We start from the raw sequence: 26794 nt of genomic DNA, 5'->3' as shown, positions 1-26794 counted from the left end.
CGTCCAGTTCAGGAGGCACCACCGATCCACGACAGGGAGCTCCCATGAAGCACCGCATCGTCATCCTCGGAGCCGGCTACGCCGGGACCATCGCTGCCGGGCGCCTGGCCCGGCGCCTGCACGACGACGACGTCGAGATCACGCTGGTCAACGCGGAGCCGGACTTCGTCGAGCGGGTCCGGATGCACCAGCTCGCGACCGGCCAGCACCTGCGCGACCGCCCGCTCCGCGAGCTGCTCGCCGGGACGGGCGTGACCCTGCGCGTCGCGCGCGTGACCTCGGTCGACGTCGACACGAGGAGCATCGCCCTCGACGACGGGTCCGACCTCGGCTACGACACCCTCGTCTACGCCCTGGGCAGCGCCCGCGACGACCACGGCGTGCGCGGCGTGTTCGAGCACGCGCACGAGGTCGCCAGCCGGCCGGGCGCCCTCCGCCTGCGTCAGCGGCTGCACGCGCTCGCACCGGGTAGCCGCGTCGTGGTCGTCGGCGGCGGTCTGACCGGCATCGAGGCCGCCAGCGAGATCGCCGAGTCGTTCGAGCACCTCGACGTGGCGATCGCCGTCCGCGGGTCGTTCGGCGACTGGCTCTCGCCGTCGGGGCAGCGCCACCTGCGCGGGACGTTCGACCGCCTCGGCGTCACCGTCCACGAGCGGACCGGGGTCTCGCGCGTCGACGCCACGTCCGTGACCGCCGACGACGGCGCGACGATCCCAGCGGACGTCACCGTCTGGGCCGCCGGGTTCGCGGCGCACCCGATCGCCGCCTCGTCCGGGCTGGCCGTCACCGACCGCGGCCAGATCGTCGTGGACGAGACCATGCGCTCGGTCTCCCACCCCGACGTGTACGCCGTCGGGGACGCCGCACTCGGTCACACCACCGTGGGGACACCGCTGCGGATGTCCTGCGCGTCCGGCGTCCCGATGGCCTGGCAGGCCGCGGACTCGATCGTCGCGCGCCTGACCGGGGGGAAGCTCCCGCACACTCCCCTGACCTACGTGCACCAGTGCATCAGCCTCGGCCGGCGGGACGGGCTCATCCAGTTCGTGACCCCCGACGACCGCGCACGGTCCTTCGCCCCCGGCGGTCGGCTGATGGCCCGCTACAAGGAGCTCATCTGCACCGGAGCCGCGTGGGCGGTCACCCACCCGGTCCCGTACCCGACCCGCCGCCGTCGCGTCGCGACGACGACCGTGCCGGTGGTCGCCGCGGCGCGTTGACGCCGTCCCGGAGTCGCCTCCGCCCGAAGGGTCCGGGCGGAGGCGCGTCCGATCAGACCATCCCGAGGACCGCGCCCGGTCGCGCGAGGATCGTGCCGACGTCGGCGAGGAAGCGTGCCGCCTCGGCGCCGTCGACCAGGCGGTGGTCGAACGACAGGCTCAGCGTCATCACGCTGCGCAGCGCGACCTGGTCCTGGAACTCCCACGGTTGACGCCGGATCGCGCCCGTCGCGAGGATCGCCGCCTGCCCGGGCACGAGGATCGGTGTACCCGTGTCGACGCCGAAGACCCCGATGTTGGTGATCGTGATCGTCCCGCCGGCCAGGTCCGCGGGCGTCGTCGTGCCCGCCCGGGCCTCCTCCGTGAGGTGCGCGATCGCGTCGGCGAGGGCGGGCAGCCGCAGGTGGTCGGCGTCCTTGATGCACGGGACGAGCAGCCCTCGTGGGGTCGCCGCGGCGATGCCGAGGTTCACGAACCCGTACTGGACGATCTCTCCCGCGGCCTCGTCCCAGTGGGCGTTGACCGACGGGTTGCGGCCGACGGCGATGGTCACCGCCTTGGCGACGAGCGTGAGGATCGAGATGCGGTGACCCTGCAGGGCGCGGTCCGCCCGGAACGCCTCCAGCAGCTCGAGGGTCGGTGTGACGTCGACCGTCAGCGACGTCGACGCGTGCGGTGCGGTGAACGCGCTCGCCACCATCGCGGCAGCCGTCTGCTTGCGGACGCCGGCGACCGGGGTACGGGTCTCGCGCGCCGACTCCGAGCGGGTCGGCGCCGGCGCGGGTCGTGCCAGCCCGGGTCGGTGCGCCGCCGACAGCGCGTCGGGCCGGCGCGCGGCCGGGGAAACCTCGACGCCCGAGACCGCGCGCAGGACGTCCTCGCGGGTGATCATGCCGTCCTTGCCGGAGCCGACCATCTTGTTCAGGTCGACCCCGAGGTCGTGCGCGAGCTTGCGGACCGGCGGCAGCACCTTCGGCCCGATCCGGCCGCCCGCGAGCGCGAGCCCGACGTCGTCGGCGACGGCGTGCGCCGCGGCCCAGTCCGCCGACCTCGACCGGCGCCGGGGTCGCGACGTCCCCTCGACCAGGGGGCCGTACCCGACGAGCACCGAGGTGCGCTCAGGCGCAGCCGGTTCCGTCGCTACGGCCGGTTCCTTCGAGGAGTCGTCCGTCGTCGGGGCCGGCTGCGGCTCGGCAGCGACCTCGGCCGTCGCCGGTTCCTCCACCGCGATCGTCAGGAGCGCCGTCCCGACCGGTACCGTCACGCCGGGCTCGACGAGCAGCTCGGCGACGGTCCCGGCGTACGGCGACGGCAGCTGGACCAAGGCCTTCGCGGTCTCCACCTCGGCGACGACCTGGTTGAGCTCGACGGTGTCCCCGACGGCCACGACCCACTCCACGAGGTCGGACTCGGTCAGCCCTTCGCCGAGGTCCGGCAGCGTCACGGTCTTGATCGTCGTCATGACGCCCTCCATCCGGTCAGCGAGTGCTGTCTGCCCATCACGCGGTCGACGGCGTCGAGCATCCGGTCGAGGTTGGGCAGGAAGTGCTCCTCGACCTTCGCGGCCGGGTACGGGGTGTCGAAGCCGGTCACCCGGGCGGGCGCCGCCTTGAGGACGTCGAAGCAGCGGTCGGTGATGCTCGCGACGATCTCCGCGCCGAGGCCGCCGCTGCCCTGTGCCTCGTGCGAGACGACGAGCCGGCCGGTCTTGCGGACGGACACCTCGAGCGTGTCGAGGTCCACCGGCGAGAGCGACCGCAGGTCGACGACCTCGACCGAGAGACCCTCGTCCTGCGCGGCGAGCGCGGCGTCGCGCGCCGTGATGACGAGCGGTCCGTAGGTGGCGAGCGTGACGTCGGTGCCCTCGACGACGACGCGGGCCCGGTCGAGCAGCGGCGCGTCGTGCATCGACTCGTCGACCTCGCCCTTGACCCAGTACCGGCGCTTGGGCTCGAAGAAGACCACGGGGTCGTCGCACGCGATCGCCTGCCGGATCATCGTGTGGGCGTCCTGCGGGCTCGCGCACGTGACCACCCGCAGCCCGGGCGTGTGGGCGAAGTAGGCCTCGGGCGACTCGGAGTGGTGCTCGACCGCCCCGATGCCGCCGCCGTACGGGATCCGGACGGTGATCGGCATGCGCACCGCACCGCCGGTCCGGTAGTGGATCCGCGCCACCTGGGTGACGAGCTGGTCGACGGCCGGGTACACGAACCCGTCGAACTGGATCTCCACGACCGGCCGGTACCCGCGGTAGGCGAGGCCGACGGCGACGCCCATGATCCCGGCCTCGGCCAGCGGGGTGTCCATGACGCGGTCCGTGCCGAAGTCGCGCTGCAGCCCGTCGGTCACCCGGAACACTCCCCCGAGCGTGCCGATGTCCTCGCCGAGCAGGACCACCGTGGGGTCGTCGTCGAGCGCGTGCCGCAAGCCGCTGTTGAGGGCGGCCGCGAGGGTCATCGTGGCCATCACGCCTCCTCGTCGAACATCGCGAGGTACGCGGCGTACTGGCTGCGCTGCCGCTCCAGCTCGGGGGTCGGTTCGACGAACACGTCCTCGAAGAGGCTCAGCGGCTCCGGGGTGGGCAGGCCGTAGCAGCCCTCGCGCATCTGCGTCGCGAAGGTGTCGGCCTTCGCCTTGATGGCTGCCGCGCGCTCGTCGGTCAGTGCGCCCCTGGCGGTCAGCAGCCGTTCGATCCGGGCGATCGGGTCCTTCGCCGCCCACTCCACCTTGTCCGACGGGTCGACGTAGCGGGTGGGGTCGTCGGACGTCGTGTGCGGGCCCATCCGGTACGTGACGGCCTCGATGAACGTCGGACCGTCGCCGCCTCGCGCCCGGTCGAGGGCGACCCGCGTCGCGGCGAGCACCGCGAGGACGTCGTTGCCGTCGACCCGGATGCTGGGGATCCCGTAGCCGGCCGCGCGGTCCGCGATCGGGCGCTGGGTCTGCAGGCCGACCGGCTCGGAGATCGCCCACTGGTTGTTCTGGCAGAAGAAGATCACCGGGGCGCGGAACGTCGCCGCGAAGACCATCGCCTCGTGCACGTCGCCCTTGCTGGTGGCACCGTCGCCGAAGTACGCGACGGCCACGGAGTCGACACCGTCCTTGACGCAGCCGAGCGCGTACCCGGTGGCGTGCAAGGTCTGCGAGCCGATCATCACCTGCGGCGTCGCCATGCCGATGGCGCGCGGGTCCCAGCCCGCCAGTGCGGTCCCTCGCCACACGCGCATCAGGTCGGTCGGCTGGGCGCCGCGGCAGTACGCGACGCCGTTCTCGCGGTAGCTGCTGAACACGAAGTCGTCGCTGCGCAGCGCGCGGGCGGAGCCGATCTGCGCGGCCTCCTGACCCAGCAGCGGCGGCCACAGCCCGAGCTGTCCCTGGCGCTGGAGCGCGACGGCCTCGGTGTCGAAGCGGCGCACGACGACCATGTCCTCGTACAGCCGGAGGAGGTGCTCGTCGTCGATGTCCGCGACCACCGGGTCGTACTCCGGGTCGGGCGTCCGGACCCCCTCGGGGGTGACGAGCTGGAGCGCCTCGGCCTGCTGATGAGCAGGCAGGGCACGGCTGGGGGACACATCTGCACGCAACATGTTTCGCTCCGTCTGGTGGCGGAACCGTCGCTCTTGTGAAGCTAGGCCCCATTGCCTGATGTCTCGCCAGGGTAAGTCCACATCTTGGACTAGCGCGAGTGCCGACACGGCTGCACACAATGTCGTCGTCGACAGGAGGCAAGAATGGACAAGGTCGTCCAGTCCGCCGTCGAGGCGGTAGCCGACATCCCCGACGGGGCGACCCTCGCGGTCGGTGGGTTCGGCTTGTGCGGTATCCCGAGCGTGCTGATCCACGCTCTGCTCGACTCCGGCGTCACCGACCTGGAGGTGATCAGCAACAACTGCGGCGTGGACGACTGGGGGCTCGGGCTGCTGCTGCAGGCCGGTCGCATCCGGCGCATCGTCGCGTCGTACGTGGGCGAGAACAAGGAGTTCGCGCGGCAGTACCTGGCCGGGGAGCTCGAGGTGGAGCTCACCCCGCAGGGAACCCTCGCCGAACGTCTTCGTGCAGGTGGGAGCGGGATCGCCGCGTTCTACACGCGGACCGGGGTCGGAACCCTGGTCGCCGCCGGCGGGCTGCCGTGGCGGTACTCGGCCGACGGGTCGGTCCTCGTCTCCTCCCCCCCGAAACCGGTCGAGACGTTCACCGTGCGCGGCGAGTCGCACGAGTTCGTCCGGGAGGAGGCCATCACGGCCGACTACGCCCTGGTCCGCGCGGCCCGCGGCGACCGGCACGGGAACCTCGTGTTCCACGCCTCGGCGCGCAACTTCAACCCCCTGTGCGCGGCGGCCGGCGCCGTGACCATCGCGGAGGTCGAAGAGCTCGTCCCCGTCGGCTCGCTGGACCCCGACGCCATCCACCTGCCGGGGATCGTCGTGGACCGCGTGGTCGCACTTTCACCCGCCGAGGCCGCCGACAAGCGCATCGAGCGGAGGACGGTCTCATGAGCCTCACGCGCGAGCAGATGGCGGCGCGCGCCGCTCTGGAGCTGACCGACGGGTCCTACGTGAACCTCGGGATCGGGCTGCCGACGCTGGTGCCCGGGTTCGTCCCGCCCGGGGTCGAGGTGGTCCTGCAGTCGGAGAACGGGGTGCTCGGCGTCGGCCCGTACCCGTCGGACTCCGCCGTGGACCCCGACCTCATCAACGCCGGCAAGGAGACGATCACGATCGCTCCCGGGGCGTCGTACTTCGACTCGGCGACCTCCTTCGCGATGATCCGCGGCGGCAAGGTCGACGTCGCGATCCTCGGGGCGATGCAGGTGTCGTCGTCCGGGGACATCGCCAACTGGATGATCCCCGGGAAGATGGTCAAGGGCATGGGCGGCGCGATGGACCTCGTCCACGGGGCGCGCCGGATCGTCGTGCTCATGGAGCACGTCGCGCGCGACGGGTCCGCGAAGATCCTGCCCGAGTGCACGCTGCCGCTGACCGGGGTCGGCGTGGTGGACCGGATCATCACGGACCTCGCGGTGCTGGACGTGACCCCGGACGGGCTCGTCCTCCGGGAGTGCGCGCCCGGGGTCTCCGTCGACGAGGTGGTCGCGGCCACCCCGCAGGTGCCTCTGCTGGTGGACGAGAAGGTGGTGCTGTCATGAGGGACGTGGTGATCCTCTCGTTCGCCCGGACGCCGATGGCGCGACTCAACGGTGGGCTGTCGACCCTGTCGGCCGCGTCGCTGGGTGCCGTCGCCATCCGCGGTGCGCTGTCCCGCGCCGGGGTCGACCCGGCGTCCGTCGACCAGGTCCTCATGGGCCAGGTCGTCCAGGCCGGCGCGGGCCAGAACCCCGCCCGCCAGGCGGCGGTCGCCGCAGGGATCGGGTGGACCGTGCCCGCCACGACCCTCAACAAGGTCTGCCTCAGCGGGCTCACCGCGATCATCGACGCGGCCCGCACGATCCGCCTCGGCGAGGCCTCCGTCGTGGTCGCGGGCGGGCAGGAGTCGATGAGCCAGGCGCCGCACCTGCTCCCCGGCTCGCGTCGCGGGTGGACGTACGGGGACATCCAGGCCGTCGACTCGTTGGCGTTCGACGGCCTCACCGACGCGTTCGACCGCGAGTCCATGGGCTCCTCGACCGAGCGCGGCAACAAGGCGCTCTCGATCGCTCGGGAAGCCCAGGACCTCGTGGCCGCGGAGAGCCACCGCCGGGCGTCCGAGGCGGCGGCGTCCGGCGTCTTCGCCGCCGAGATCGAGCCGGTCGAGGTGCCGCAGCGACGCGGCGCGTCCGTGGTCGTCTCGACCGACGAGGGCCTCCGGCCCGACACGTCGCTGGAGTCCCTGGCCGCACTGCGCCCCGCGTTCTCCGCGGACGGCACCATCACCGCCGGCAACGCGTCCCCGCTCACCGACGGAGCGGCGGCGGTCGTCGTCGCGGCCCGCGAGGTCGCCGAGGCGCACGGGTGGACCTGGCTCGCGTCCGTCGGGTCGTCCGGGCAGGTCGCCGGACCCGACAACTCCCTGCACTCGCAGCCGTCGGCCGCGATCACCGCGGCCCTCGCCCGCGCCGGCTGGGACCTGTCGACCGTCGACCTCCTGGAGATCAACGAGGCGTTCGGGTCCGTCGTCGTCCAGTCGCTCGCCGACCTCGACTTCCCGCTCGACCGGACGAACATCCACGGCGGGGCCATCGCCCTCGGGCACCCGATCGGCGCGTCCGGAGCACGGCTCGCGGGACACGCGGCGGCCGAGCTCGGCCGCCGCGGGAGCGGACGCGCTGCCGTGGCGCTGTGCGGCGGTGGAGGGCAGGGCGAGGCCCTGCTGCTCTGGCGCTGATGGGGAGGCGGAACTACCTGGTCGAGGGCCTGTCCGGCACCGGCAAGACGACCGTCTGCGACGAGCTGGCGCGCCGCGGCTTCCACGCCGTCCACGGTGACCGCGCGCTGGCCTACTCGGGCGACCCCGTGACCGGTCAGCCGACGCCGCCGGGCGGGCGCGGGGAGCACATCTGGGACGTCGACACGGTCCGGGCGCTGGCCGCCGACCGGAGCGTCGCGGCGACGTTCTTCTGCGGCGGCACGCGGAACCTCGGGCGGTTCCGCGACCTGTTCGACGGCGTCTTCGTCCTCGAGGTCGACCACGACACGCTGCACCGGCGGCTCGACGAGCGACCCGACTCCGAGTGGGGCGACGGGGTGCCGACCCCGCGGGAGGACATCGTGCGCTGGCACCGGACGAGGGAGACCGTCCCGCAGGGCGGCGTGGTCATCGACGCCACCGCACCCGTCGAGCAGGTCGTCGACGCGATCCTGCGACGGTGCGACCTTCCCTGACGGTGCTCAGCGAGCCTCCGTGCGGTCCGCGCGGCGCCGCGCGGTGAGGCGCTTCGACTTCGCCTGGTTGCCGCAGTCCGTCATGCTGCACCACCGCCGGCTGCCGTTCTTCGAGGTGTCAACGAAGAGGTACTGGCAGCCGTCCTGGGAGGCGCACGCCTTGACCCGGCCGAGCGAGCTGCCCGTCGCCAGGTCGATCGCCGACTGCGCGACCCGCCAGCGCGGGAGGCGCAGGTCCGGGTCCCACGTCCAGCACAGGTCCTCCCCGGCCGGTTCGAGGCGAGCGTGCCGGAGGGCGTCCGTGTACGCCTCCTGCACCGCCGCGAGCTGGTCCGGGCGAGCAGCGCCGTCCTGCGCGTAGCCGTGGAACAGGGCGAACACGGACTCCCGGAGCGCTCGAGCACGGATCAGCTCGTCCCTCGCACCCTCGGGGTCGGCGTCCGCCCGTGCTCGAAGCGCCTCGGCCTCGGCGGTGGACAGACCACCGGCCCTCAGCGCCCAGCCGACGAGGTCGGCGTAGGTCGCGAGGTAGTCGAGCGGTTCCTCCAGCACGCGCCCGTCCACCGAGTTCGCGACGTCCAGGCACAGCGCGCCACCGACGAGCTCAGGAAGCTCCACGGCCATCTCCTCGTCCTCGCTACCGCCATCTCTTGTTTTGATGGTAGCACCGGCGTAGGCTACCGGTAATCAACGTTTTACCGGTAGCGGAGGTCATGATGATCGAGGGACTCGCACTCATCGGAGCTCGGGCCACATGGAACCTGCAGCACTCGGCGACGCCGGACGCGCCCGTGCTCCCGCACGAGGAGCGCCGCCGGCGCCGGCTTAGCGTGCGCCCCCACCTCGCCGCCACCCTGCGGTGGGCCGCCGAGCGGGTGGACCCTCTGACCGGCCCGAGGGTGATCCTGCGCTGACCGCGCGGATCCGAGGATCGGGACGGGGCAGGCCTGCAGCAGGCTGTGGGCGAACGACGGTTCGACGCCCAGGTCCCGATCCCCCCGCAGCCTGTGCACGACGCGATGACGACCACCTCGCGTGGCTACAGTGCCCACGTGAGCCCCGACGTGTCGACGACGACCGCCTCGGGCCTGCACGTCCACGTCGCGGAGCGCACGGACGTCCTGGTCGAAGCGCTGGCGGACGTGCTGGCCACGACCCCGGCCGACCCGTTCACGCCCGACGTCGTCGCGGTCCCCACGCGCGGCGTCGAGCGCTGGGTCGCGCAGCGGCTCTCCCACCGCCTGGGCGTCGGTACGGAGGCGGACGGCATCTGCGCGAACGTGCTGTTCCCGTCGCCGCACCGCCTGGTGAGCGAGGCACTGGTGACGTCCTCCGACGACGACCCGTGGAGCCCTGACCGGCTCGCGTGGCACGTGCTCGACGCGATCGACGCGCACCACGGCGCCGACTGGCTCCGCACCGTCAGCCGCTTCCTCGGCGACGACCAGGACGAGGTGCGTCGTGGTCGCCGGTTCCGGCTGGCGCAGCGGGTGGCCCGCCTCTTCGGCACCTACGACGTGCAGCGCCCGCAGATGGTGCACGCGTGGGCGGACGGTCGTGACGAGGACGGCTTCGGCACTCCTCTCCCGGACGACCTCGCATGGCAGCCGCGGCTGTGGCGCGAGGTCCGGGAGGCGGTCGACGAGGCGTCTCCGGCGGAACGGCTGGATGATGCGGTGCAGCGGCTGAGGGCGGACCCGTCCGGCGTCGACCTGCCGCCGCGGCTCTCGGTCTTCGGTGCCACGGCGCTCCCCGACGGTCACCTGCGCGTGCTCGACGCGCTGGCGGAGCACCGTGAGGTCCACCTGTGGCTGCCGCAGCCGTCGCTCGCGCTGTGGGGGCGGCTGGCGCCGAGGGGTTCCGCACGCAGGTCGGCCACGACGACCCCCGCGACGCACCCGCTGCTCGCCTCGATGGCGACCGACGCGATCGAGCTCGCGGCGCGAGTGCTGCAGCTGGACCCCGACGTCGCGGCCCTCCCCGCACCACCGCGCCCGGACACCGCCCTCGGCGCTCTCCAGGCCCGCATCGCCGACGACCGCACCGACGGCCCGACGCACGAGGCACCCGACGCCGATCGTTCCGTCCAGGTGCACGCCTGCCACGGCCGCTCGCGCCAGGTCGAGGTGCTCCGCGAGGTGGTCGTCGGTCTGCTCGCGGACGACGACACCCTCGAACCGCGCGACATCATCGTCATGTGCCCGGACGTCGAGGCGTTCGCCCCGCTCGTCGAGGCCGTGTTCGGCCCGGCGGCGGGCGCCGACGAGGGGGCGCCCGAGCACCCCGGGCGGACGCTGCGGGTCCGCATCGCCGACCGCGCACCGCGGAGCGCCAACCCGGTGCTCGCCGTCGTCGCGACCCTGCTGGAGCTCGCCGACTCGCGCGTGGGGGCGTCGGCCGTGGTCGACCTCGCCGGGCAGGCGCCCGTCCGCCGGCGGTTCGGCTTCGACGACGAGGAGCTCGACCGGGTGCGGGCGTGGGCGCTGGAGTCGGGGGTCCGGTGGGGCGAGGACGTGTCGCGACGCGAGCGCTACCAGATGGGCGCACTGCCCCAGGGAACGTGGGCGACCGCGCTGGACCGTCTCCTGCTCGGGGTGGCGATGGCCGAGGAGGACCAGCGCTTCGTCGGCACGGTCCTGCCCGTCGACGACGTCGGGTCGAGCGACGTGGACCTCGTCGGGCGCCTCGCGGAGTTCGTCGACCGGCTCACCGTGACGCTCCGCGAGCTCGGTGGGGTGCGACCGGCGGCCGACTGGTTCGCCTCCCTGGACCGCGCGGTCCACCTCCTCACCGACGTCGCACCCGCCGACCGCTGGCAGCAGGCCGAGGCCGCCCGGGCGATCGACGCGGTGCGGACCGCGACGAGCACCACCCTGCGTCTCGCGGACGTCGTCGCGCTGCTCGAACCGCACCTCGCGGGCCGGCCGACGCGGGCGAACTTCCGGACCGGTGCGCTGACCGTGTGCTCGCTCGCGCCGATGCGCGCCGTGCCGCACCGGGTGGTCGCGCTGCTCGGGATGGACGACGGGGCGTTCCCCCGAGGCTCGGGGCGCGACGGGGACGACATCCTTGCGCGCGACCCGCTCGTGGGTGAGCGCGACGTCCGCCAGGAGGACCGTCAGCTGTTCCTCGACGCGGTGACGAGCGCGCAGCAGCACCTCGCCGTCGTGTACTCCGGCGCGGACGAGCGGACCGGCGCGACGCGACCGCCCGCCGTCCCCGTCGGCGAGCTGCTCGACGCCCTCGACAACGCGGTGACGTGGCCGCAGGGAGCGACGGCCCGGGACCGGGTGGTGCACCATCCGCTCCAGACGGTCGACGAGCGCAACTTCGTCGCAGGGCTGCTCGGCCGCAGCGAGCCGTTCAGCTTCGACGTGCTCGACCTCGCCGCGGCGCGCACGAGGCACCACCCCACCCCGCCGGCGGCCGCCCCTCGGTTGCAGCCCCCCGACACCGACCACCTCGACCTCGAGGACCTGGCCTCCACCCTGGAGCACCCCGTCCGCGAGTTCTTCCGCAAGCGGCTCGGCGCCACCCTGCCCGGCGACGAGCCGCAGCTCGACGACCGCCTCCCCCTCGCGCTGGACGGCCTCGACCGCTGGGCCGTCGGTGACCGGCTGCTCCGGGCCGCGCTGGACGGCATCCCGCTCGACGACGCCGCCGCAGCGGAGCGTCGCCGCGGGCACATGCCCCCTGCGACCCTCGGCAGCGCCACCCTCCAGGAGATCCTCAGGCAGGTCGAACCGCTGCTCGCCGCGTCCCAGCGCTACCTCGCCGAGCCCGCGACCAGCGTCGACGTCACGATCCCGCTGGACGACGGCCGCGTGCTCACCGGCACGGTCAACGGCGTGCGCGGCGAGGTCCTGGTCCGCACCGTGTTCTCCAAGCTCGGCGCCAAGTACCGCCTGCGCGCCTGGGTCCAGCTGCTCGCGCTGGCCTGCGCCTTTCCGGACCGCACCTTCGAAGCCGTGACGATCGGCCGCGGACAGGTCCGTCCGTCGCGGGTCGCTCGGCTCACGGCGCCGGAGCACCCCCGGGCGATCCTGCAGCGGCTCGTCGCCCTCCACGACGAGGCGATGTGCGGACCGCTCCCGCTGCCGCTGGCGACGAGCCTGGCCTACGCGCACCCGCGCACGGGCGGCGGCGACGAGGCCGACGCGCTCGCCAGCGCCCGCACCGAGCTCGGGACCGCCGACGACGCGGCCGCGGGGCGGGGCGGGTTCGAGGCCGCCGACGCCTACCACCTGCTCGCCTTCGGTGACCCGGTCACGTTCGACCGGCTCCTGGTCGAGCGGGCCACCGGCTCCGAGTCCACCCGCTTCGGCGCACTGGCGATGGCCCTCTGGTCCGACCTCGTCGCGCACGAGGAGGTCGGATGACCGAGCCCTTCGACGTGTGCGGCCCGCTGCCGCAGGGCACGGTCGTGCTCGAGGCGAGCGCCGGCACGGGCAAGACGACGACGATCGCGTCGCTGGCCGCCCGCTACGTCGCCGAGGGCGTGGCGCGCCTGCCCGAGCTGATGCTCGTGACGTTCGGCCGGCTGGCCACGTCCGAGCTGCGCGAACGCGTCCGCGAGCGCCTGGTCGAGGTCGAGCGGGCGCTCCGGGACGACGCGCTCTCGGCAGACCCGGTCATCACCCTGCTGGCCGGCACGGACCGCGTCGTCCGGGCGCAGCGCCTCGCGGTCGCGCTGGCGGAGTTCGACGCCGCGACCATCACCACCACGCACGGGTTCTGCCAGCAGATGCTCACGTCGCTGGGCACGCTCGGTGACGTCGAGCCGGACGCGCGGCTGGTCCCGGACATCGCGTCGTTGGAGGCGGAGGTGGTCGACGACCTCTACCTGCGCAAGTACGCGTTCACGGGCTCCCCGACGCTGTCCGTGCAGGACGCCCGGACGATCGCGCACGAGGCGATCAGCGACGCCGCCGCGACGCTGGAACCTGCCGACGCGTCGTCGGGGCGGGCGCGCGACTCGTACGGCCTGGCCACGGCTGCCCGCCGCGAGCTGCTGCGGCGCAAGCGCGCGCTGCGCGTGCTCGACTACGACGACCTGCTGGTGCTCCTGCGGGACGCGCTGACCGACCCGGAGACGGGGGCCGCGGCCGCCGAGCGCGTCCGCTCCCGGTACCGCATCGTCATGGTCGACGAGTTCCAGGACACCGACCCGGTCCAGTGGGACATCCTGCGCACGGCGTTCCACGGGCACCGCACCCTCGTGCTCATCGGGGACCCGAAGCAGGCGGTGTACCGGTTCCGCGGCGCCGACGTCGCCACCTACCTGCGCGCCCGCGCCGTCGCGACCACGCAGACGCTGCACCGCAACTGGCGCGCCGACCCGGCCGTGCTCGACGGGCTCGCCCCGATCCTGTCCGGCACCGCGCTCGGCGACCCCCGCATCGTCGTCCACCCGATCGAGCCCGCGCGCACGGGCCGTCGCCTGCGCGGTGGGCCGGCGGTGCGCGTCCGGCAGATCACGCGCGCGGCCCTGGGCACCCCCGACGGTGCGGCGAACCCGCCCGTCGGCAAGGTCCGCGAGCTCGTCTACGCCGACGTCGCCGCGCAGGTCCTGCGCACCCTGGCCGAGGAGCAGCTGGCCGACGGCGAGGGGTGGCGGTCGGTCGAGCCCGGCGACATCGCGGTGCTCACGCGCGTCAACCGGGATGCCGTCGCGGTGCAGCGGGCGCTGACGACCGTCGGCGTGCCCGCGGTGATCTCGATGCTGTCCAGCGTCTTCGCGACGCCGTCCGCCCGCGACTGGCTGGTCCTGCTCTCGGCGCTCGCGCGGCCCGGTGTCGGTGGCTTCGTGTCGGCCGCGGCACTCACCCCGTTCATCGGCTGGACCGCGAGCGACCTCGCCGAGGCGTCCGACGAGCGCCGCGACCAGCTGGCCGACCTGCTGCGCACCTGGTCGCGCGTGCTCGACGACCACGGCGTCGCGTCCCTGCTCGAGGCCGCCGCCGCCCACGGCCTGCGCGAGCGGCTCGTCCGGCTGCCCGACGGCGAGCGCCGCCTGACCGACGTGCGGCACGTCGGCGAGGCGCTGCACGCCGCCGCGACGGACGACGGTCTCGGCGCCGCCGCGCTGCTCGAGTGGCTGCGTGCGCGTGTCGAGGAGGCCGGTCAGGACTACGCCGAGGAGCGCAGCCGGCGCCTGGAGACCGACACGGCGGCCGTGCAGGTCATCACCGTGCACGCCAGCAAGGGCCTGCAGTTCCCGGTCGTGCTCGTGCCGTTCCTGTGGGACAAGTACTCACCACCCAGCCCCGCGACCATCGGGTACGACCGGGACGACGTCCGGCTGCTGCACGTCGGAGGCAAGGGCAGCCCGGGGTACGACGAGGCGCGCGCGGCGGGTGCCGCCGCCGACGACGGCGAGGGCCTGCGCCTCGCGTACGTCGCCCTCACGCGGGCGACCAGCCAGGTCGTCGCCTGGTGGGCGCCCTCGGCGAACTCCGTCCGTGGTGCCCTGACGCGGCTCCTGCTCGGTGCCCGGGACTCCGACGGGAACCCCGCCGAGCTGGTGAGGTCGACCACCGACGCAGCGACGACCGGCACGCTGCGCGCGCTCGCGACCGACGCGCTCGACGTCGAGGTCGTGACGTCGGCGTCGGCCGTGAGCCCGTGGGCTCCCCCCGCGTCGCGTTCCACGGACCTGCGCGCCGCGACGCTCGACCGGCGGCCCGACGTGGCGTGGCGGCGGACCTCGTACTCGGCGTTGACGGCGGCCGCGCACGACGCCGCGACCGTCGGCACGCGCGTCGGGAGCGAGCCGGAGTCACCCGGGGTGGCGGACGAGCCCGAGGTGGTCCCGGTGCCGGGCGACGACCACGCCTCCGCGCGCGACGTCCCGTCGCCGATGGCCGACCTGCCGTCCGGCACCGCGTTCGGCACGTTCGTCCACCGCGTCCTGGAGCTCGTCGACACGAGCGCCGCTGACCTGGCCGCCGAGCTGACCGCCCGCTGCGCCGAGCTCGCACCGGACGCGTCGGCGACCGCGTCGGCGCTGCTCCCTTCTCTGCGCACCCCGCTCGGCCCGCTGACCGGCGACCTGTCGCTCGCCGCGATCGACCCCCGGGACCGCCTCGCGGAGCTCGACTTCGAGCTCCCGCTCGCGGGCGGCGACACCGGCCCCCTGCGAGGTGCGACGACCGTCCACGACCTCGCCGGCCTGCTGCGCGCGCACCTGCCCGCCGACGACGCCTTCGCCCCCTACGCCGACCGGCTCGACGCGCTCTCGCCCGCTCGCCTGCGGGGCTACCTCACCGGCTCGATCGATGCCGTGCTGCGGGTGCCGGCGGACGTCCCGGGTGGCTACCGGTACCTCGTCGTGGACTACAAGACGAACCGCCTCGGTCCGTTCGACGAGCCCCTCACGCTGTGGCACTACCGCCCGGCGTCGACGGTCGCCGCGATGATGGACGCCCACTACCCGCTGCAGCTCCTCCTGTACTCCGCGGCGTTGCACCGCTACCTGCGCTGGCGCCTCCCGACCTACGACCCGGGGGCGCACCTCGGCGGGGGCCTGTACCTGTTCCTGCGCGGGATGGCCGGCCCGACCACGCCGACGGTCGACGGCGTCCCGTTCGGTGTCGTCTCCTGGCGCCCGCCCGCCCCGCTCGTCGTCGCCCTCTCCGACCTGCTGGCGGGCTCATGACGACCACCGACGACCCGTACGCCGCGACAGTCCCGTGGCGCGAGACCGGCCTGCTCTCGGGCCTGACGTCGGCGGACGTGCACGTCGCGCGACGCCTCGGCGCGATCGGCGGCGAGGACGACGAACGCGTCCTGCTCGCCGCGGCGCTCGCCGTCCAGGCCCTGCGCAGCGGGTCGGTGTGCGTGGTCCTCGACGGAACCCCTGGCGGGGACGACGTGGTCCGTCGCAGCCCGCTCGTCGCCGACGGCCCGGACGGCCCCGCCGACCGCCCGCTGCGGTGGGTCGACGGCCGCCTCTACCTCGACCGCTACTGGCGCGACGAGCAGACGGTCCGGTCGGCGATGCACGAGCGTCTCGCCCGACCCGCCCCCGCCGACCCGGTCGCCCTGTCCGCGGCGATCGACCGCCTCTACCCGTCGGCCTCCGACGAGGCGCAGCGCGAGGCGCTCCGGACCGCCGCGACGTCGTACCTCACGGTCCTCACAGGTGGCCCCGGAACCGGCAAGACGACGACGGTCGCCCGGCTGGTCGCCGCCCTGCAGGCCGCCGCCGGCCCCGGCCTGCGCGTCGCGCTCGCGGCGCCGACGGGCAAGGCCGCCGCTCGGTTGCAGGAGTCGGTCAACACGGAGGTCGCCGCGCTCGACGGCGTCGGCCCGCTGCAGGCCACGACGATCCACCGGCTGCTCGGCCGCCCTCCCGGCACCACCACCCGCTTCCGCCACGACCGCCTGCGCCGGCTCCCGCACGACGTGGTGGTCGTCGACGAGTCCTCGATGGTGTCGCTGTCCCTCATGGCACGCCTGGTCGAGGCCCTCCGGCCGACCGCCCGCCTGGTGCTCGTCGGCGACCCGGACCAGCTCGCCAGCGTCGAGGCGGGTGCGGTGCTCGGCGACCTCGTCGCGGCGCTCCCCCGCGGCGTCGTCCGCCTGACCCGCGCGCACCGCTACGGCGCGTCCCTCGCCGCGCTCGCCGAGGCGATCCGGCACGGCGACGCCGACACGACCCTCGCGCTCCTGCGCTCCGGCGACGAGCACAGGTCCCTGGTCGAGCCGGCCGCCGACCGGTTGTCGCCGTCGGACCTGGTGGGACTGCGCGCGGACATCGAGGCCAGCGGCGCCGCGCTCGTCGATGCGGCGCGTGCCAACGACGCCCCTGCCGCGCTGCGAGCGCTCGGCACCCACCGCCTCCTGGTCGCCCACCGCGAAGGCCCGTTCGGGCTGGCTCACTGGGCGGCGACCGCCGAGGCGTGGATCGGGTCCGGCGCGGGCGCCTGGCCCGTCGGCCGGCCGCTGCTCGTCACGGAGAACGATCGCGCCAGCGGCCTCTACAACGGCGACACCGGCGTCGTGATCTCCGACGGGCTCGGCGGTGTCGTGGTCGCGTTCGGCGAGCCCGAGAACCCGCGGCTCGTCCGCCCGCACCGCCTGCCCGCCGTGCAGCCCGTCCACGCCATGACGGTCCACCGCGGTCAGGGCAGCCAGTTCGACCGCGTCACGCTCCTGCTGCCGCCCGCCACGTCCCCGCTGCTCACTCGCGAGCTGCTGTACACGGCGGTCACCCGTGCGCGTGAGAAGGTCCGCGTCATCGGGACGGAGGACGCCGTCCGCGCCGCCGTCGAGCGCCCGGTCCGGCGAGCGAGCGGGCTGCGCGAGCCCCGCTGACGGACCGCAGTCCCCACGGGCGACGCTTCGGCGGCTCGCCCGCACGCTCGGCGGCGCGGGACGTGACAGTCGGCCTCGTCGACCTCCGAGCCCGCCTACTTGTCGCGTGCGGGCTTCGGTGCCGCAGCGGCGTGGGCAGCCTTGCGCTCGTCGTTGCGCTGGTGCGCCGCCTCGGAGATCGCCTGCCCGTCGACGCCACCGTCGTGAGCCTGCGCCGAGACCCAAGCACCGAAGCTGTCGCTCCCCGGCTCGTCGGCCTCGCCGAGCTCGATCGTGGGATCGGTCACCGTCTCCGCGCTCGGCTCCCCGGAGGGCTCCGCGGGCGGTTCGACAGTCGGTTCGACAGTCGGTTCGGGCGTCGGCTCTGTCGTCGGCTCGACCGTCGGTTCCTCGGTGGGAGCAACGACGACCTGGTCACTGCCGTCGTTCGTCGTCGCGTCGGCGACTGCCGGAACGGCGACTGCCACGGTCAGCACACCGGCGGTGACCGCGATGGCGGTCCTCGCGCCGAGGTGGAGACGCGGGAACCTGGCCCGCGAGCTGCCGCCCATGACGACTCCTTCGTCGAGGTCGCGCGTACCGTCCGGGTGGCGGCGCAACGACAGTGCATGCCTCACGATCATCGGCACCTGCGCAGTCGCGCAGTAGTCCTGTCACTCGATCGCGCGTGCTCACCGCACGAGTCGGGGGTCGATGTGTGCCCGTCCGGCGGCCGTCGAGACGCCGGGCGAGCGGGCTGCGCGGGCCGCGCTAGGCCTCGACGAGCCGGATCCGGAGCACGTCCAGCGTGGGCAGCCCGTCGCGACCGTGCACGGACACCACGAGCCGTCCGTCCGGGTCGTCGCCCCGCACCGTGTCCGCGACCGGGTGGTGGGCGTGCCGGACGCCGGCCTCCACCCAGGTGCGGGCCGGCGGGCCCAGCACCGTCCCGTTGATCCGGAGCTCCTGCGCTCGCGGGTCGGCGGCGGTCGGCTCGATCGCCGTCACATGCAGCACGGTGCCAGCGCCGGCCGGGTCGTGGAGCGTGTAGGAGAACCAGCCGGTCGCGCTGCGGGTGTGCGTGCCCTCGACCGTGCGGGCACGGGTGTGCTCGCCCGCGAACGCGTGGTCGGCCTCGGGCTGCTGCTCGCCGGCGACGACCTCGGCGACGACGGCCGCGTGGGCCGACTCGGTCCGGTCGAGCGCCGCCAGCTCGGCGCGCCGCGCGTCGACGTCGGTGCCGACCGGCCAGTAGAGCGTGTACCGCGTGTCGTGGAGCAGGGCGAAGGGGCTGAGCCGGACGGTCGACGGCCGGTCGGCGCCCTCCTCCCACACCGTGAGGTCGACCCGCAGCGGGTCGCGGCTGACGAGCACCGCCGCGTCGACGGCGTCGCCGGTCGCGACCACCGGCGTGGCCGCGAGCGCTCGCGTCGGACCGGCCGCGACGTGACCCATCCGCTGCTCGTCGGCGAGGAGCCCGTCGAGCCGGTCCTGCCCGGCGGGCGCAGCCAGCACGACCGGCCCCCACCGCAGGGCCACCCAGCCGGAGCCGTCCGGCAGCGCCTCGGCCGCCAGGCCGGTCGCGAAGCGCACCGTCACCCGGTGGGACCCGGACCAGGTGCGTCGTAGGACGAGGTAGCCGTCGGCCACCTCGGCCTCGACGGGTTCGCCGTCGACCTCGACGTGCACGTCGCGCGCCCAACCGGGACGGCGCAGCCGCAGCCCCAGCGCGACCGGCGACGTCACGGCGAGGTCCAGCACGGCCGTGTCCGAGGTGAACAGGTCGGCGTCGAGCCGCGCCGTGAGCCCGCGTTCGGCCCAGTCGAGGGACGCCGCCAGGTAGAGGTTGACCACGAGGTCGCCGTCGGTGTGCGCGAAGACGAGGGAGCCGTACCGGGCGTGGTTCTCCATGCCGGACCCGACGCAGCACCACATGGACGTCCCGGGCTGGGAGTACACCCGGTAGTGGGCGGGCCGCAGCGGCGTGAAGTACACGAACCCACCGCGCATCGGGTGCTGCGACGAGAGCACGTGGTTGAGCGTCGCCCGCTCGTAGAAGTCCAGGGAGGAGACGTCGTCGGACGCGAGGAACAGCGACGCGGTGAGCTTGAGCATGTTGTACGTGTTGCACGTCTCGGGGCCCTGGCGCTCGGCGACCATCATCGTGAAGTCGTCGGTGGCGTGGAAGTGCTCGCGCACGCTGTTGCCGCCGATCGCGACCGTCCGGCGGGCGGTCACCGTGCGCCAGAAGAACTGCGCCGCATCGCGGTACCTGGGGTCGCCCGTGAGCGCGGCGAGCCGCGCGTAGCCGACGACCTTGGCGATCTGGGTGTTGGCGTGCAGCCCGTCGAGCACGTCGCGCCCCTCGGCGAGGGGGTCCAGCACCTCGCGGTGCGCGAAGCGCTGGGCCTCGGCGAGATACTCCGGCCGGCCGGTCACGTCGGCCAGGGCGGCGAACGTCTCGGTCATGCCGCCGAACTCGGTGTGCAGCATCTCCTCGAACGCCTCGTCGGACAGCCGTCGGCTCACCGAGAGCCACCAGTCGGCCCAGGCGGTCGCCATGGTCAGCGCTCGCGGCGACGCGCCGACGGTGGCCGCGTCCAGCAGACCCGCCACGGTCTTGTGCAGGTTGTACAGCGGGACCCACCGCCCGTTGAGGCTGAACGTGTCCGCGTCGACGACTCCCGCGGCGAGCTCCTCCCCGAGTGCCGCTCCCCCGGGCACGCCGCCCACGTACCCCGTGCCGACCGCCTGCTGGCACCGTTCGAGGACGTCGAGGACGTGCTCGACGCGGTCGCGCAGCCGCTGGTCCCCGGTCGCGGCCCACAGCTGCGCGCACGCCGACAGGTAGTGCCCGCCGATGTGGCCCCCCATCCCGTCGCCCTCCCAGTTGCCGTACCCGGGAGCCGGGGACTCCAGACCGGCCTCGCGCAGGTACGGCGCGCACAGCCGGTCGGGGTCGAGCGCGAGGACGTACCGGACGTCGGCGTCCTGGGCGTCCTTGCAGGGACCGTCCAGGAGCCGCACGTCGGCGAGCGGGAAGGAGTGCATCAGGCAGCGTTCCACGAGGCGGCCCCCGGAACCAGGCGGTCGGTGGCGTCCCGGTCGCTCGCGGCGGTGCGGACGGCTCCGTCGCGCACGGGGGTGACCACGGCGTGCCCCGTCAGCGCAGAGCGGCTGGCGCGATCTCCAGCGCGTGCTCGCGCACGTGGTCCAGGGCCCGCTTGACGGCGCCGACCGTCACGATGTCGCGGCCCAGCCGGGATGCGAGGACCTCGATGCCGGGCGGGTCGACGTACCGGTCGACGTCGCGCCGGACGAGCTCCAGCAGCGGTTCGCAGGACTCGGCGACGGCGCCGGCGATGATCACGCGCTCCGGGTCGTAGATGCTCGCGAACGTCGCGACGACGCGGGCCAGGAGCGCGGCGACGTGCTCGATGACGCTGACTGCGAGCGGGTCCTCGTCGCGGGCCGCCGCGAAGACGCTCGCCGCGTCGAGCGTCCCGGCGTCCAGCTCCTGCAGCGACGAGCCGGAGCGACCGTCCAGGCGCTGGAGCTGGGCGCGGGCGTCGTCGCGGACCAGCGCCGCGATGCCGTCGGCCGAGCCGACCCCTTCGACGAGGTCCAGGTAGCGCATCTCCCCGACCCCGCCGTGGGCTCCGCGCAGGAGGCGACCGTCGTCGACGACGCCCGCGCCGAACCGCTCGCCGGCGAGCAGCGTGACGTGGCACCGCGTCCCCGCGCCGTGGCCTCGCCAGTCCTCGGCCATGGCCGCGAGGTTGGCGTCGTTGTCGGTGAGGGTCGTCCATCCCAGCCGGTCGTGCAGGTGGGCGCCGATGTCGGGGTTCATCAGGTCCCAGAACGGGTTGTCCTCGAACGACGTGCGGCCGTCGCGGTCCACGGGGGCCGGGACGCCGACCGCCACGGCCAGCACGCTGCGGTGGGGGGCGCCGGCGTCCGCCAGGGCGGCGACCATCGTCTCCTCGATGAGCCTGAGCCGGCGGGTGGCGGTGCCGTCCGACGCTGCCACAGGGCGGACGGCGCGGGCGAGCGAGTCGCCCCTCAGGTCCGTCACGGTGGCGCTGATGCGGTGCTGGCCGGCGTCCACACCGACGAGGACCCCGGCGCGCGGGTCGAACGCGTAGCGGCGGGCCGGTCGCCCTTGGCGACGGTCGCCCTCGGTGCGCTGGCTCTCGAGCTCGACGACCCAGCCGAGCTCGATGAGCTCGTCGCAGACGTCGTGCACGGTGGCCCGCGACAGCCCGGTGGCCTCGATCAACGCCGATCCGGTGACGTCGTCGACGTCCCAGAGGTGCTCCAGCACGAGCCGCGCGCTGACGTCGCGCAGGTGCCGTGACGCCACCGGATTCCGGACAACCACTTGACCTCCTCGGTCGACGGTGCCACTTTAATGGTAGGTCTTAAATTTAGGACGTACATCAATCGGAGGAACGAGTGACGACCCTGGCAGCGACCGGCAGCAGCGCAACCGGCCCCCAGCAGCAGGACGCGACCTGGTGGCGGCAGGCTGTTGTCTACCAGATCTACCCGCGCAGCTTCGCCGACTCCAACGGCGACGGCATCGGCGACCTGCCCGGGATCGCGAGCAAGGTGCCCTACCTGCGCGAGCTGGGCGTCGACGCGGTCTGGCTGAGCCCGTTCTACCCGTCCGCGCTGGCCGACGGCGGCTACGACGTCGACGACTACCGGGACGTCGACCCGCGCATCGGGACGCTCGAGCAGTTCGACGACCTCCGGGCCGCGCTCCACCGTGCGGGTATCCGGCTCATCGTCGACATCGTCCCGAACCACACGTCCAACCGGCACGTCTGGTTCCAGGAGGCGCTCGCCTCGCCGCCGGGCTCACGGGCCCGCGAGCGCTACATCTTCCGACCGGGCCGCGGCGAGCACGGTGAGCTCCCGCCGAGCGACTGGACCTCCACGTTCGGCGGCCCGGCGTGGGAGCCCGTCGGCGACGGCGAGTGGTACCTGCACCTGTTCGCCCCGGAGCAGCCCGACCTCAACTGGGCCGACGACGAGGTGCGCCAGGAGTTCCTCACGACCCTGAGGTTCTGGGCCGACCGCGGGGTCGACGGGTTCCGCATCGACGTCGCGCACGCGCTGGCCAAGGACCTCACCGAGCCGCTCGCGAGCCAGGCGGACCTGGACGCGGACATCTGGCACGGGGCTCGTGGGGCTCACCCGCTCGAGGACCGCGACGAGGTGCACGACATCTACCGCGAGTGGCGCCGGCTGTTCAACGAGTACGACCCACCGCGCACCGCGGTCGCGGAAGCGTGGGTCCCGGCCCACCGGCGCTCCCGCTACGCCTCCCCCGACGGGCTGGGCCAGGCGTTCAACTTCGACCTCCTCGAGGCCGGGTGGGACGCGGCGACGTTCGCGGAGATCATCGACAGGAACCTCGAGCTCGCCCGCGAGTCCGGGGCGTCGTCCACGTGGGTGCTCTCCAACCACGACGTGGTGCGGCACGCCACGCGGTACGCCCTGCCCGAGGGCACCGACCTCAACGCGTGGCTCCTGCACGACGGCACCGAGCCCCACCCCGACGAGGAGCGCGGCCGCCGACGCGCACGCGCTGCGACCCTGCTCACCCTGGCCCTGCCCGGCTCCGCGTACCTCTACCAGGGCGAGGAGCTGGGCCTGCCCGAGGTGGCCGACCTCCCGGCCGACGCCCTCCAGGACCCGACGTTCCTGCGCTCCGGCGGCGAGCAGAAGGGACGCGACGGCTGCCGCGTGCCGCTGCCGTGGGCCGCGCAGGGCCCGACCCTCGGCTTCGGCGACCAGCTCGCGCACCTTCCGGTCCCCGCCGGGTTCGGTCGGTTCGCCGCGGAGCGCCAGGAGGCCGACGAGGCGTCGACCCTCAGCTTCTACCGGCGTGCGCTGTCCGAGAGGCGCCGCCTGCAGAGCGGCGAGACGCTGGAGTGGCTCACCTCCACGCACCCGACGGTCGTCGCGTTCCGGCGGCCCGGCGGCTGGACGTCCGTCACGAACTTCGGGAGCTCGCCGGTGCCGATGCCCCCCGGTTCCGTGATCGTGTCCAGCGCTCCGGTCGAGGGGCGAGAGGTACCGGCGGAGACGACCGTCTGGCTGCAGCAGGACCACTCGCACGACGACTGACCCCGGCACCCACGGGTGACTTCGACCAACGGAGGCGAAGGCATGACGTCCCAGACACCCCTGCTCTCGGCGGAGCTGAGCCGCCGCGGGTTCCTCCGCGGCATCGGCGTCGCGGGCGCCGGCCTCGCGCTCGCGTCGTGCGCCCGACCCACGGGCTCCGGACCGACGGAGATCGTCTTCTACCAGTCGAAGCCCGAGGTGATCGGGTACTTCGACGAGCTCATCGAGCAGTTCCACCAGACCCAGTCGCGCGTGCGGGTCCGCCACGACGCCGCGTCCAACCTGGCCGGAACGTTCGTGCGGGAGAACCCGCCGGACATCGGCTGCCTCAACTACAACTTCGAGGTCTCCCGCTATGTCGAGCGAGGAGCGCTGAGCGACCTCGGCGACATGCCCGAGGCCGACAGGATCCTCGACGAGCTCAAGCCGCTCATCGACGTCACGGCCACCTACCCGGACCGCACGAGCGTGATCCCGTACTCGCTCATGGCGGCAGCCGTGCTCTACAACCGGCAGATCTTCGCCGACCACGGCCTGACGGTCCCGACCACGTGGGACGAGCTCCTCGCCGTGTGCGACACGCTCCAGGCCGCGGGCGTCGCCCCGCTCTACAGCACGTTCAAGGACCCGTGGACGATCGCGCAGGGTTCGTTCGACTACTCGGTCGGCGGCACGGTCGACACCACGGAGTTCTTCAGCCAGCTCAAGCGGCAGGGCACCAACGTGGGACCGGACGCGCCGGTGTCGTTCGAGAAGCAGTTCCTCCCACCGGTCCGGCAGATGCAGCAGCTCGTCCAGTACTCCCAGGACAACGCCGAGAGCCGCGGCTACGGGGACGGGAACGTCGCGTTCGCGAACGGCGAGGCGGCCATGTACCTGCAGGGTCCGTGGGCGATCGGGGAGATCGCGAAGTCGAACCCGGACCTCGACGTCGGCGCGTTCCCCCTGCCGATGACGGACGACCCGGCCGACCGCAAGGTGCGGGTCAACATCGACCTGGCGCTGTGGATCCCCGAGGGGTCCCAGAAGAAGGAGGCAGCGCGCGAGTTCCTGTCGTTCCTCATGCAGCCCGAGATCATCGACGCCTACAACGCCCAGGCGCTCGGCTTCGGGGTGACGAAGGACGCCGCCCCGGTCACCAACGACACGCTGGTGGAGCTCAAGGAGTACTACGACCGGGCGGCCTTCTACCTGGGCGCGTCCCAGCTGGTCCCCCAGTCGATCCCGCTGCAGAACTACACGCAGTCCCTCGCCTCCGGGGCGGACCCGGAGCCGGTCCTCCGGACCCTCGACGCCGACTGGCGGCGCCTCGCCTTCCGTTCCTGACGACTCCCACCCCGAACGGAGACAGCACATGGCCACCACAGCAGCCACCCGACCGGTCGACCGCGACGTCGCGGCGAGGCCGTCGACGACGGTGGGTCGTCCCCGGGTCAACCGGACGTTCTACCTGTTCCTGCTGCCCACGCTCGTCCTCTTCACGCTCTGCATCACCCTGCCGGCGATCATGGGCATCACCTTCAGCTTCACCGACTCGGTCGGCTTCGGTGAGTTCGAGTTCATCGGCCTGACCAACTACGTCGCGCTCTTCTCGGACCCGGCGATCCGCAGCTCCTACCTGTTCACGATCGGGTTCGCCCTCGTGACCGTGCTCCTGGTGAACCTGGTCGCGTTCCTCCTCGCCGTCGGCCTGACCGCCAAGATCCGCGGGAAGATCGCGCTGCGCGCCGCGTTCGTGCTGCCCATGGTCATCTCGGGCATCGTCATCGCGTACGTCTTCAACTTCCTGTTCTCCAACTCGCTGCCGCAGCTCGGGCAGGCGGTGGGCATCACGGCGCTCGAGCAGAGCCTGCTGGCCAACCCCGACCTCGCCTGGGTGACGATCGTCATCGTGACCGCCTGGCAGGCGATCCCCAGCGCCCTGCTCATCTACATCGCCGGGATCCTGTCGATCCCGGCCGAGGTCTACGAGGCGGCGTCGATGGACGGCGCGTCCCCGGTGCGACGGCTGGTCTCCATCACGCTGCCGCTCGTCGCCGGGTACGTCGTGATCAACCTCGTCATCGGCTTCAAGAACTTCCTCAACGCCTACGACATCATCGTCGGCCTGACCAACGGCGGTCCGGGCACGGCGACCCGCAGCGTCGCCATGACGATCTTCTCCGGGTTCACCGGGGGCGACTACGCCTACCAGATGGCCAACGCGACGATCTTCTTCCTCATCGCCGTGGTCCTCGCCGTGATCCAGCTACGCCTCAACCGCGGAAGGAGCGCGTTCTGATGACCGCCCAGACCCTGGTCACCACGACCCCCGCCCAGGTACCGGTCCGTCCCCGCCGGCGCTTCCTCACCCGGGGAGGCGAGGACAACCCGAGCTGGGGCGTCACCCTCGTCCTCGTCGCGTGCACGCTCGCCGTCATCGTGCCGCTGTACGCGACGGTCACGATGGCCTTCAAGACCACCGAGCAGTCGGTCGACGGGCAGGTCTTCTCCCTGCCGTCCCCGGTCACCGTCGACGGGTTCGTGCAGGCGTGGGAGCTCACCGACTTCCCCCGCGCGTTCGCCATCTCGGTGTTCGTCACCGCGGTCACCGTCGTCGGCACCGTCGTCCTGGCGGCCTTCGCGGCCTACGCGATCGCCCGCAACTGGGACCACAAGGTGTTCCGGTGGTCCTTCTTCTACCTGCTCGCCGCGATGTTCCTGCCGTTCCCGGTGCTCGCCCTCTCCCAGGTCAAGCTCACGGGGATGGTCGGCCTCGCCAACCCGGTCGGCGTCGCGCTGCTGCACGTGATGTTCCAGCTGTCGTTCAGCGTCCTGCTGTTCACCGCGTTCATCCGCGGTCTGCCCGAGGAGCTCGAGGAGAGCGCCCGGCTCGACGGCGCCACGACGTGGGTGGTGTTCCGGCGCATCGTCTTCCCGATGATGGCGCCCATGAGCGCGACGGTCGCGATCTTCGCGTTCCTCGCCTCGTGGAACGACTTCATGATGCCGTCGCTCATCACCGCCGACTCCACGCTGCAGACCCTCCCGGTGCTGCAGAACATCTTCCAGACCCAGTTCAGCAGCAACTACAACGTCGCGTTCGCCTCGTACCTGATGGCCATGGCGCCGGCGATCATCGTGTACCTGTTCACCCAGCGCTGGGTGATGTCCGGGGTGACGCAGGGGGCGATCAAGTAGGAGGAGCCCGCAGGCGGCGCCCGCATGGCCGCGCCGACAGGCGTGTGCCAGTTTGGTCCCGTGCACCAAGCGCCCCGCGTCGCGTCGGACCGGCTCCGCGCACCCCGGTCCGGGGTGCGCCTGCCGGCGGTCACCGGCGGG

The 26794-nt window shown here is 73.3% G+C and carries 20 protein-coding genes; 13 read left to right on the top strand and 7 right to left on the bottom strand.

Annotated features, from left to right (window positions below; translation table 11 throughout):
• The first annotated feature begins 44 nt into the window (after positions 1 to 44).
• Positions 45 to 1220: an NAD(P)/FAD-dependent oxidoreductase gene (locus CTE05_RS11330; RefSeq protein WP_146846244.1), complete on the top strand. Its 1176-nt coding sequence runs from the start codon at positions 45 to 47 to the stop codon at positions 1218 to 1220.
• A 52-nt stretch (positions 1221 to 1272) separates the two neighbouring features.
• Here the strand turns inward: CTE05_RS11330 and CTE05_RS11325 are convergent, their stop codons facing one another.
• From CTE05_RS11325 to pdhA, 3 genes are read right to left on the bottom strand one after another with little or no spacing between them, the layout of a single operon-like run.
• Positions 1273 to 2682: a dihydrolipoamide acetyltransferase family protein gene (locus CTE05_RS11325; protein WP_146846243.1), complete on the bottom strand. Its 1410-nt coding sequence runs from the start codon at positions 2680 to 2682 to the stop codon at positions 1273 to 1275.
• A complete protein-coding gene (locus CTE05_RS11320; RefSeq protein ID WP_146846242.1) occupies positions 2679 to 3686 on the bottom strand; it encodes an alpha-ketoacid dehydrogenase subunit beta in 1008 nt (335 codons plus the stop codon). Before CTE05_RS11320 ends, CTE05_RS11325 begins: the two co-directional genes overlap by 4 nt.
• Complete coding sequence (gene pdhA / locus CTE05_RS11315) at positions 3686 to 4807, bottom strand: pyruvate dehydrogenase (acetyl-transferring) E1 component subunit alpha (RefSeq protein ID WP_146846241.1); 1122 nt, start codon at positions 4805 to 4807, stop codon at positions 3686 to 3688. Before pdhA ends, CTE05_RS11320 begins: the two co-directional genes overlap by 1 nt.
• A gap of 144 nt (positions 4808 to 4951) precedes the next feature.
• On the opposite strand from pdhA, the gene CTE05_RS11310 reads away from it, so the two are divergent.
• Genes CTE05_RS11310 through CTE05_RS11295 form a run of 4 tightly spaced genes read left to right on the top strand, consistent with a single transcriptional unit; the run spans position 4952 to position 8038 of the window.
• On the top strand, positions 4952 to 5716 hold the full coding sequence (locus tag CTE05_RS11310; RefSeq protein WP_146846240.1) for a CoA transferase subunit A: 765 nt from the start codon (positions 4952 to 4954) through the stop codon (positions 5714 to 5716).
• Positions 5713 to 6366, top strand: a complete 654-nt coding sequence (locus CTE05_RS11305) for a CoA transferase subunit B (protein ID WP_146846239.1) — start codon at positions 5713 to 5715, stop codon at positions 6364 to 6366. Before CTE05_RS11310 ends, CTE05_RS11305 begins: the two co-directional genes overlap by 4 nt.
• Entirely contained in the window at positions 6363 to 7541 is a 1179-nt protein-coding gene (locus CTE05_RS11300; RefSeq protein WP_146846238.1) for an acetyl-CoA C-acetyltransferase, read from the top strand. The genes CTE05_RS11305 and CTE05_RS11300 overlap by 4 nt, the downstream gene beginning before the upstream one ends.
• Complete coding sequence (locus CTE05_RS11295; protein ID WP_146846237.1) at positions 7541 to 8038, top strand: ATP-binding protein; 498 nt, start codon at positions 7541 to 7543, stop codon at positions 8036 to 8038. Before CTE05_RS11300 ends, CTE05_RS11295 begins: the two co-directional genes overlap by 1 nt.
• A gap of 6 nt (positions 8039 to 8044) precedes the next feature.
• Here the strand turns inward: CTE05_RS11295 and CTE05_RS11290 are convergent, their stop codons facing one another.
• Positions 8045 to 8656, bottom strand: coding sequence for a CGNR zinc finger domain-containing protein (locus CTE05_RS11290; protein WP_186814833.1), 612 nt, complete (start codon positions 8654 to 8656; stop codon positions 8045 to 8047).
• Between the two features lie 98 nt (positions 8657 to 8754).
• Between CTE05_RS11290 and CTE05_RS11285 the strand changes: the two genes are divergently transcribed.
• From CTE05_RS11285 to recD, 4 genes are all read left to right on the top strand, one after another.
• On the top strand, positions 8755 to 8952 hold the full coding sequence (locus CTE05_RS11285; protein WP_146846235.1) for a hypothetical protein: 198 nt from the start codon (positions 8755 to 8757) through the stop codon (positions 8950 to 8952).
• Positions 8953 to 9090: 138 nt separating this feature from the next.
• Positions 9091 to 12417, top strand: coding sequence for an exodeoxyribonuclease V subunit gamma (gene recC, locus CTE05_RS11280; RefSeq protein WP_246123549.1), 3327 nt, complete (start codon positions 9091 to 9093; stop codon positions 12415 to 12417).
• Positions 12414 to 15695, top strand: a complete 3282-nt coding sequence (locus CTE05_RS11275; protein WP_146846233.1) for a UvrD-helicase domain-containing protein — start codon at positions 12414 to 12416, stop codon at positions 15693 to 15695. The genes recC and CTE05_RS11275 overlap by 4 nt, the downstream gene beginning before the upstream one ends.
• Positions 15692 to 17356 carry an exodeoxyribonuclease V subunit alpha gene (gene recD, locus CTE05_RS11270; RefSeq protein ID WP_146846232.1) on the top strand — a complete coding sequence of 555 codons (1665 nt, stop codon included), beginning with the start codon at positions 15692 to 15694 and terminating at the stop codon, positions 17354 to 17356. Before CTE05_RS11275 ends, recD begins: the two co-directional genes overlap by 4 nt.
• A gap of 95 nt (positions 17357 to 17451) precedes the next feature.
• Here the strand turns inward: recD and CTE05_RS11265 are convergent, their stop codons facing one another.
• From CTE05_RS11265 to CTE05_RS11255, 3 genes are all read right to left on the bottom strand, one after another.
• Positions 17452 to 17907 carry a hypothetical protein gene (locus CTE05_RS11265; RefSeq protein WP_146846231.1) on the bottom strand — a complete coding sequence of 152 codons (456 nt, stop codon included), beginning with the start codon at positions 17905 to 17907 and terminating at the stop codon, positions 17452 to 17454.
• A gap of 199 nt (positions 17908 to 18106) precedes the next feature.
• Positions 18107 to 20386, bottom strand: coding sequence for a beta-L-arabinofuranosidase domain-containing protein (locus CTE05_RS11260; protein ID WP_146846230.1), 2280 nt, complete (start codon positions 20384 to 20386; stop codon positions 18107 to 18109).
• 112 nt (positions 20387 to 20498) lie between these two features.
• Positions 20499 to 21716 (bottom strand): ROK family transcriptional regulator, encoded by a 1218-nt coding sequence (locus tag CTE05_RS11255; RefSeq protein WP_146846229.1) that lies wholly within the window; start codon positions 21714 to 21716, stop codon positions 20499 to 20501.
• A gap of 74 nt (positions 21717 to 21790) precedes the next feature.
• On the opposite strand from CTE05_RS11255, the gene CTE05_RS11250 reads away from it, so the two are divergent.
• The 4 genes from CTE05_RS11250 to CTE05_RS11235 are packed head-to-tail and all read left to right on the top strand — an operon-like array spanning position 21791 to position 26653.
• Entirely contained in the window at positions 21791 to 23473 is a 1683-nt protein-coding gene (locus tag CTE05_RS11250) for a glycoside hydrolase family 13 protein (protein ID WP_146846228.1), read from the top strand.
• 42 nt (positions 23474 to 23515) lie between these two features.
• The gene (locus tag CTE05_RS11245; protein ID WP_146846227.1) at positions 23516 to 24799 is read left to right on the top strand and encodes an ABC transporter substrate-binding protein; all 1284 of its coding nucleotides are present in this window, start codon (positions 23516 to 23518) and stop codon (positions 24797 to 24799) included.
• A 28-nt stretch (positions 24800 to 24827) separates the two neighbouring features.
• Positions 24828 to 25754 carry a carbohydrate ABC transporter permease gene (locus tag CTE05_RS11240; protein WP_146846226.1) on the top strand — a complete coding sequence of 309 codons (927 nt, stop codon included), beginning with the start codon at positions 24828 to 24830 and terminating at the stop codon, positions 25752 to 25754.
• Entirely contained in the window at positions 25754 to 26653 is a 900-nt protein-coding gene (locus CTE05_RS11235; protein ID WP_146846225.1) for a carbohydrate ABC transporter permease, read from the top strand. The genes CTE05_RS11240 and CTE05_RS11235 overlap by 1 nt, the downstream gene beginning before the upstream one ends.
• Positions 26654 to 26794: the final 141 nt, after the last annotated feature.

The sequence above is a fragment of the Cellulomonas terrae genome (assembly GCF_007990265.1).
GTDB lineage: Bacteria > Actinomycetota > Actinomycetes > Actinomycetales > Cellulomonadaceae > Cellulomonas > Cellulomonas terrae.
This window is presented reverse-complemented; position numbering and strand designations above follow the sequence as displayed.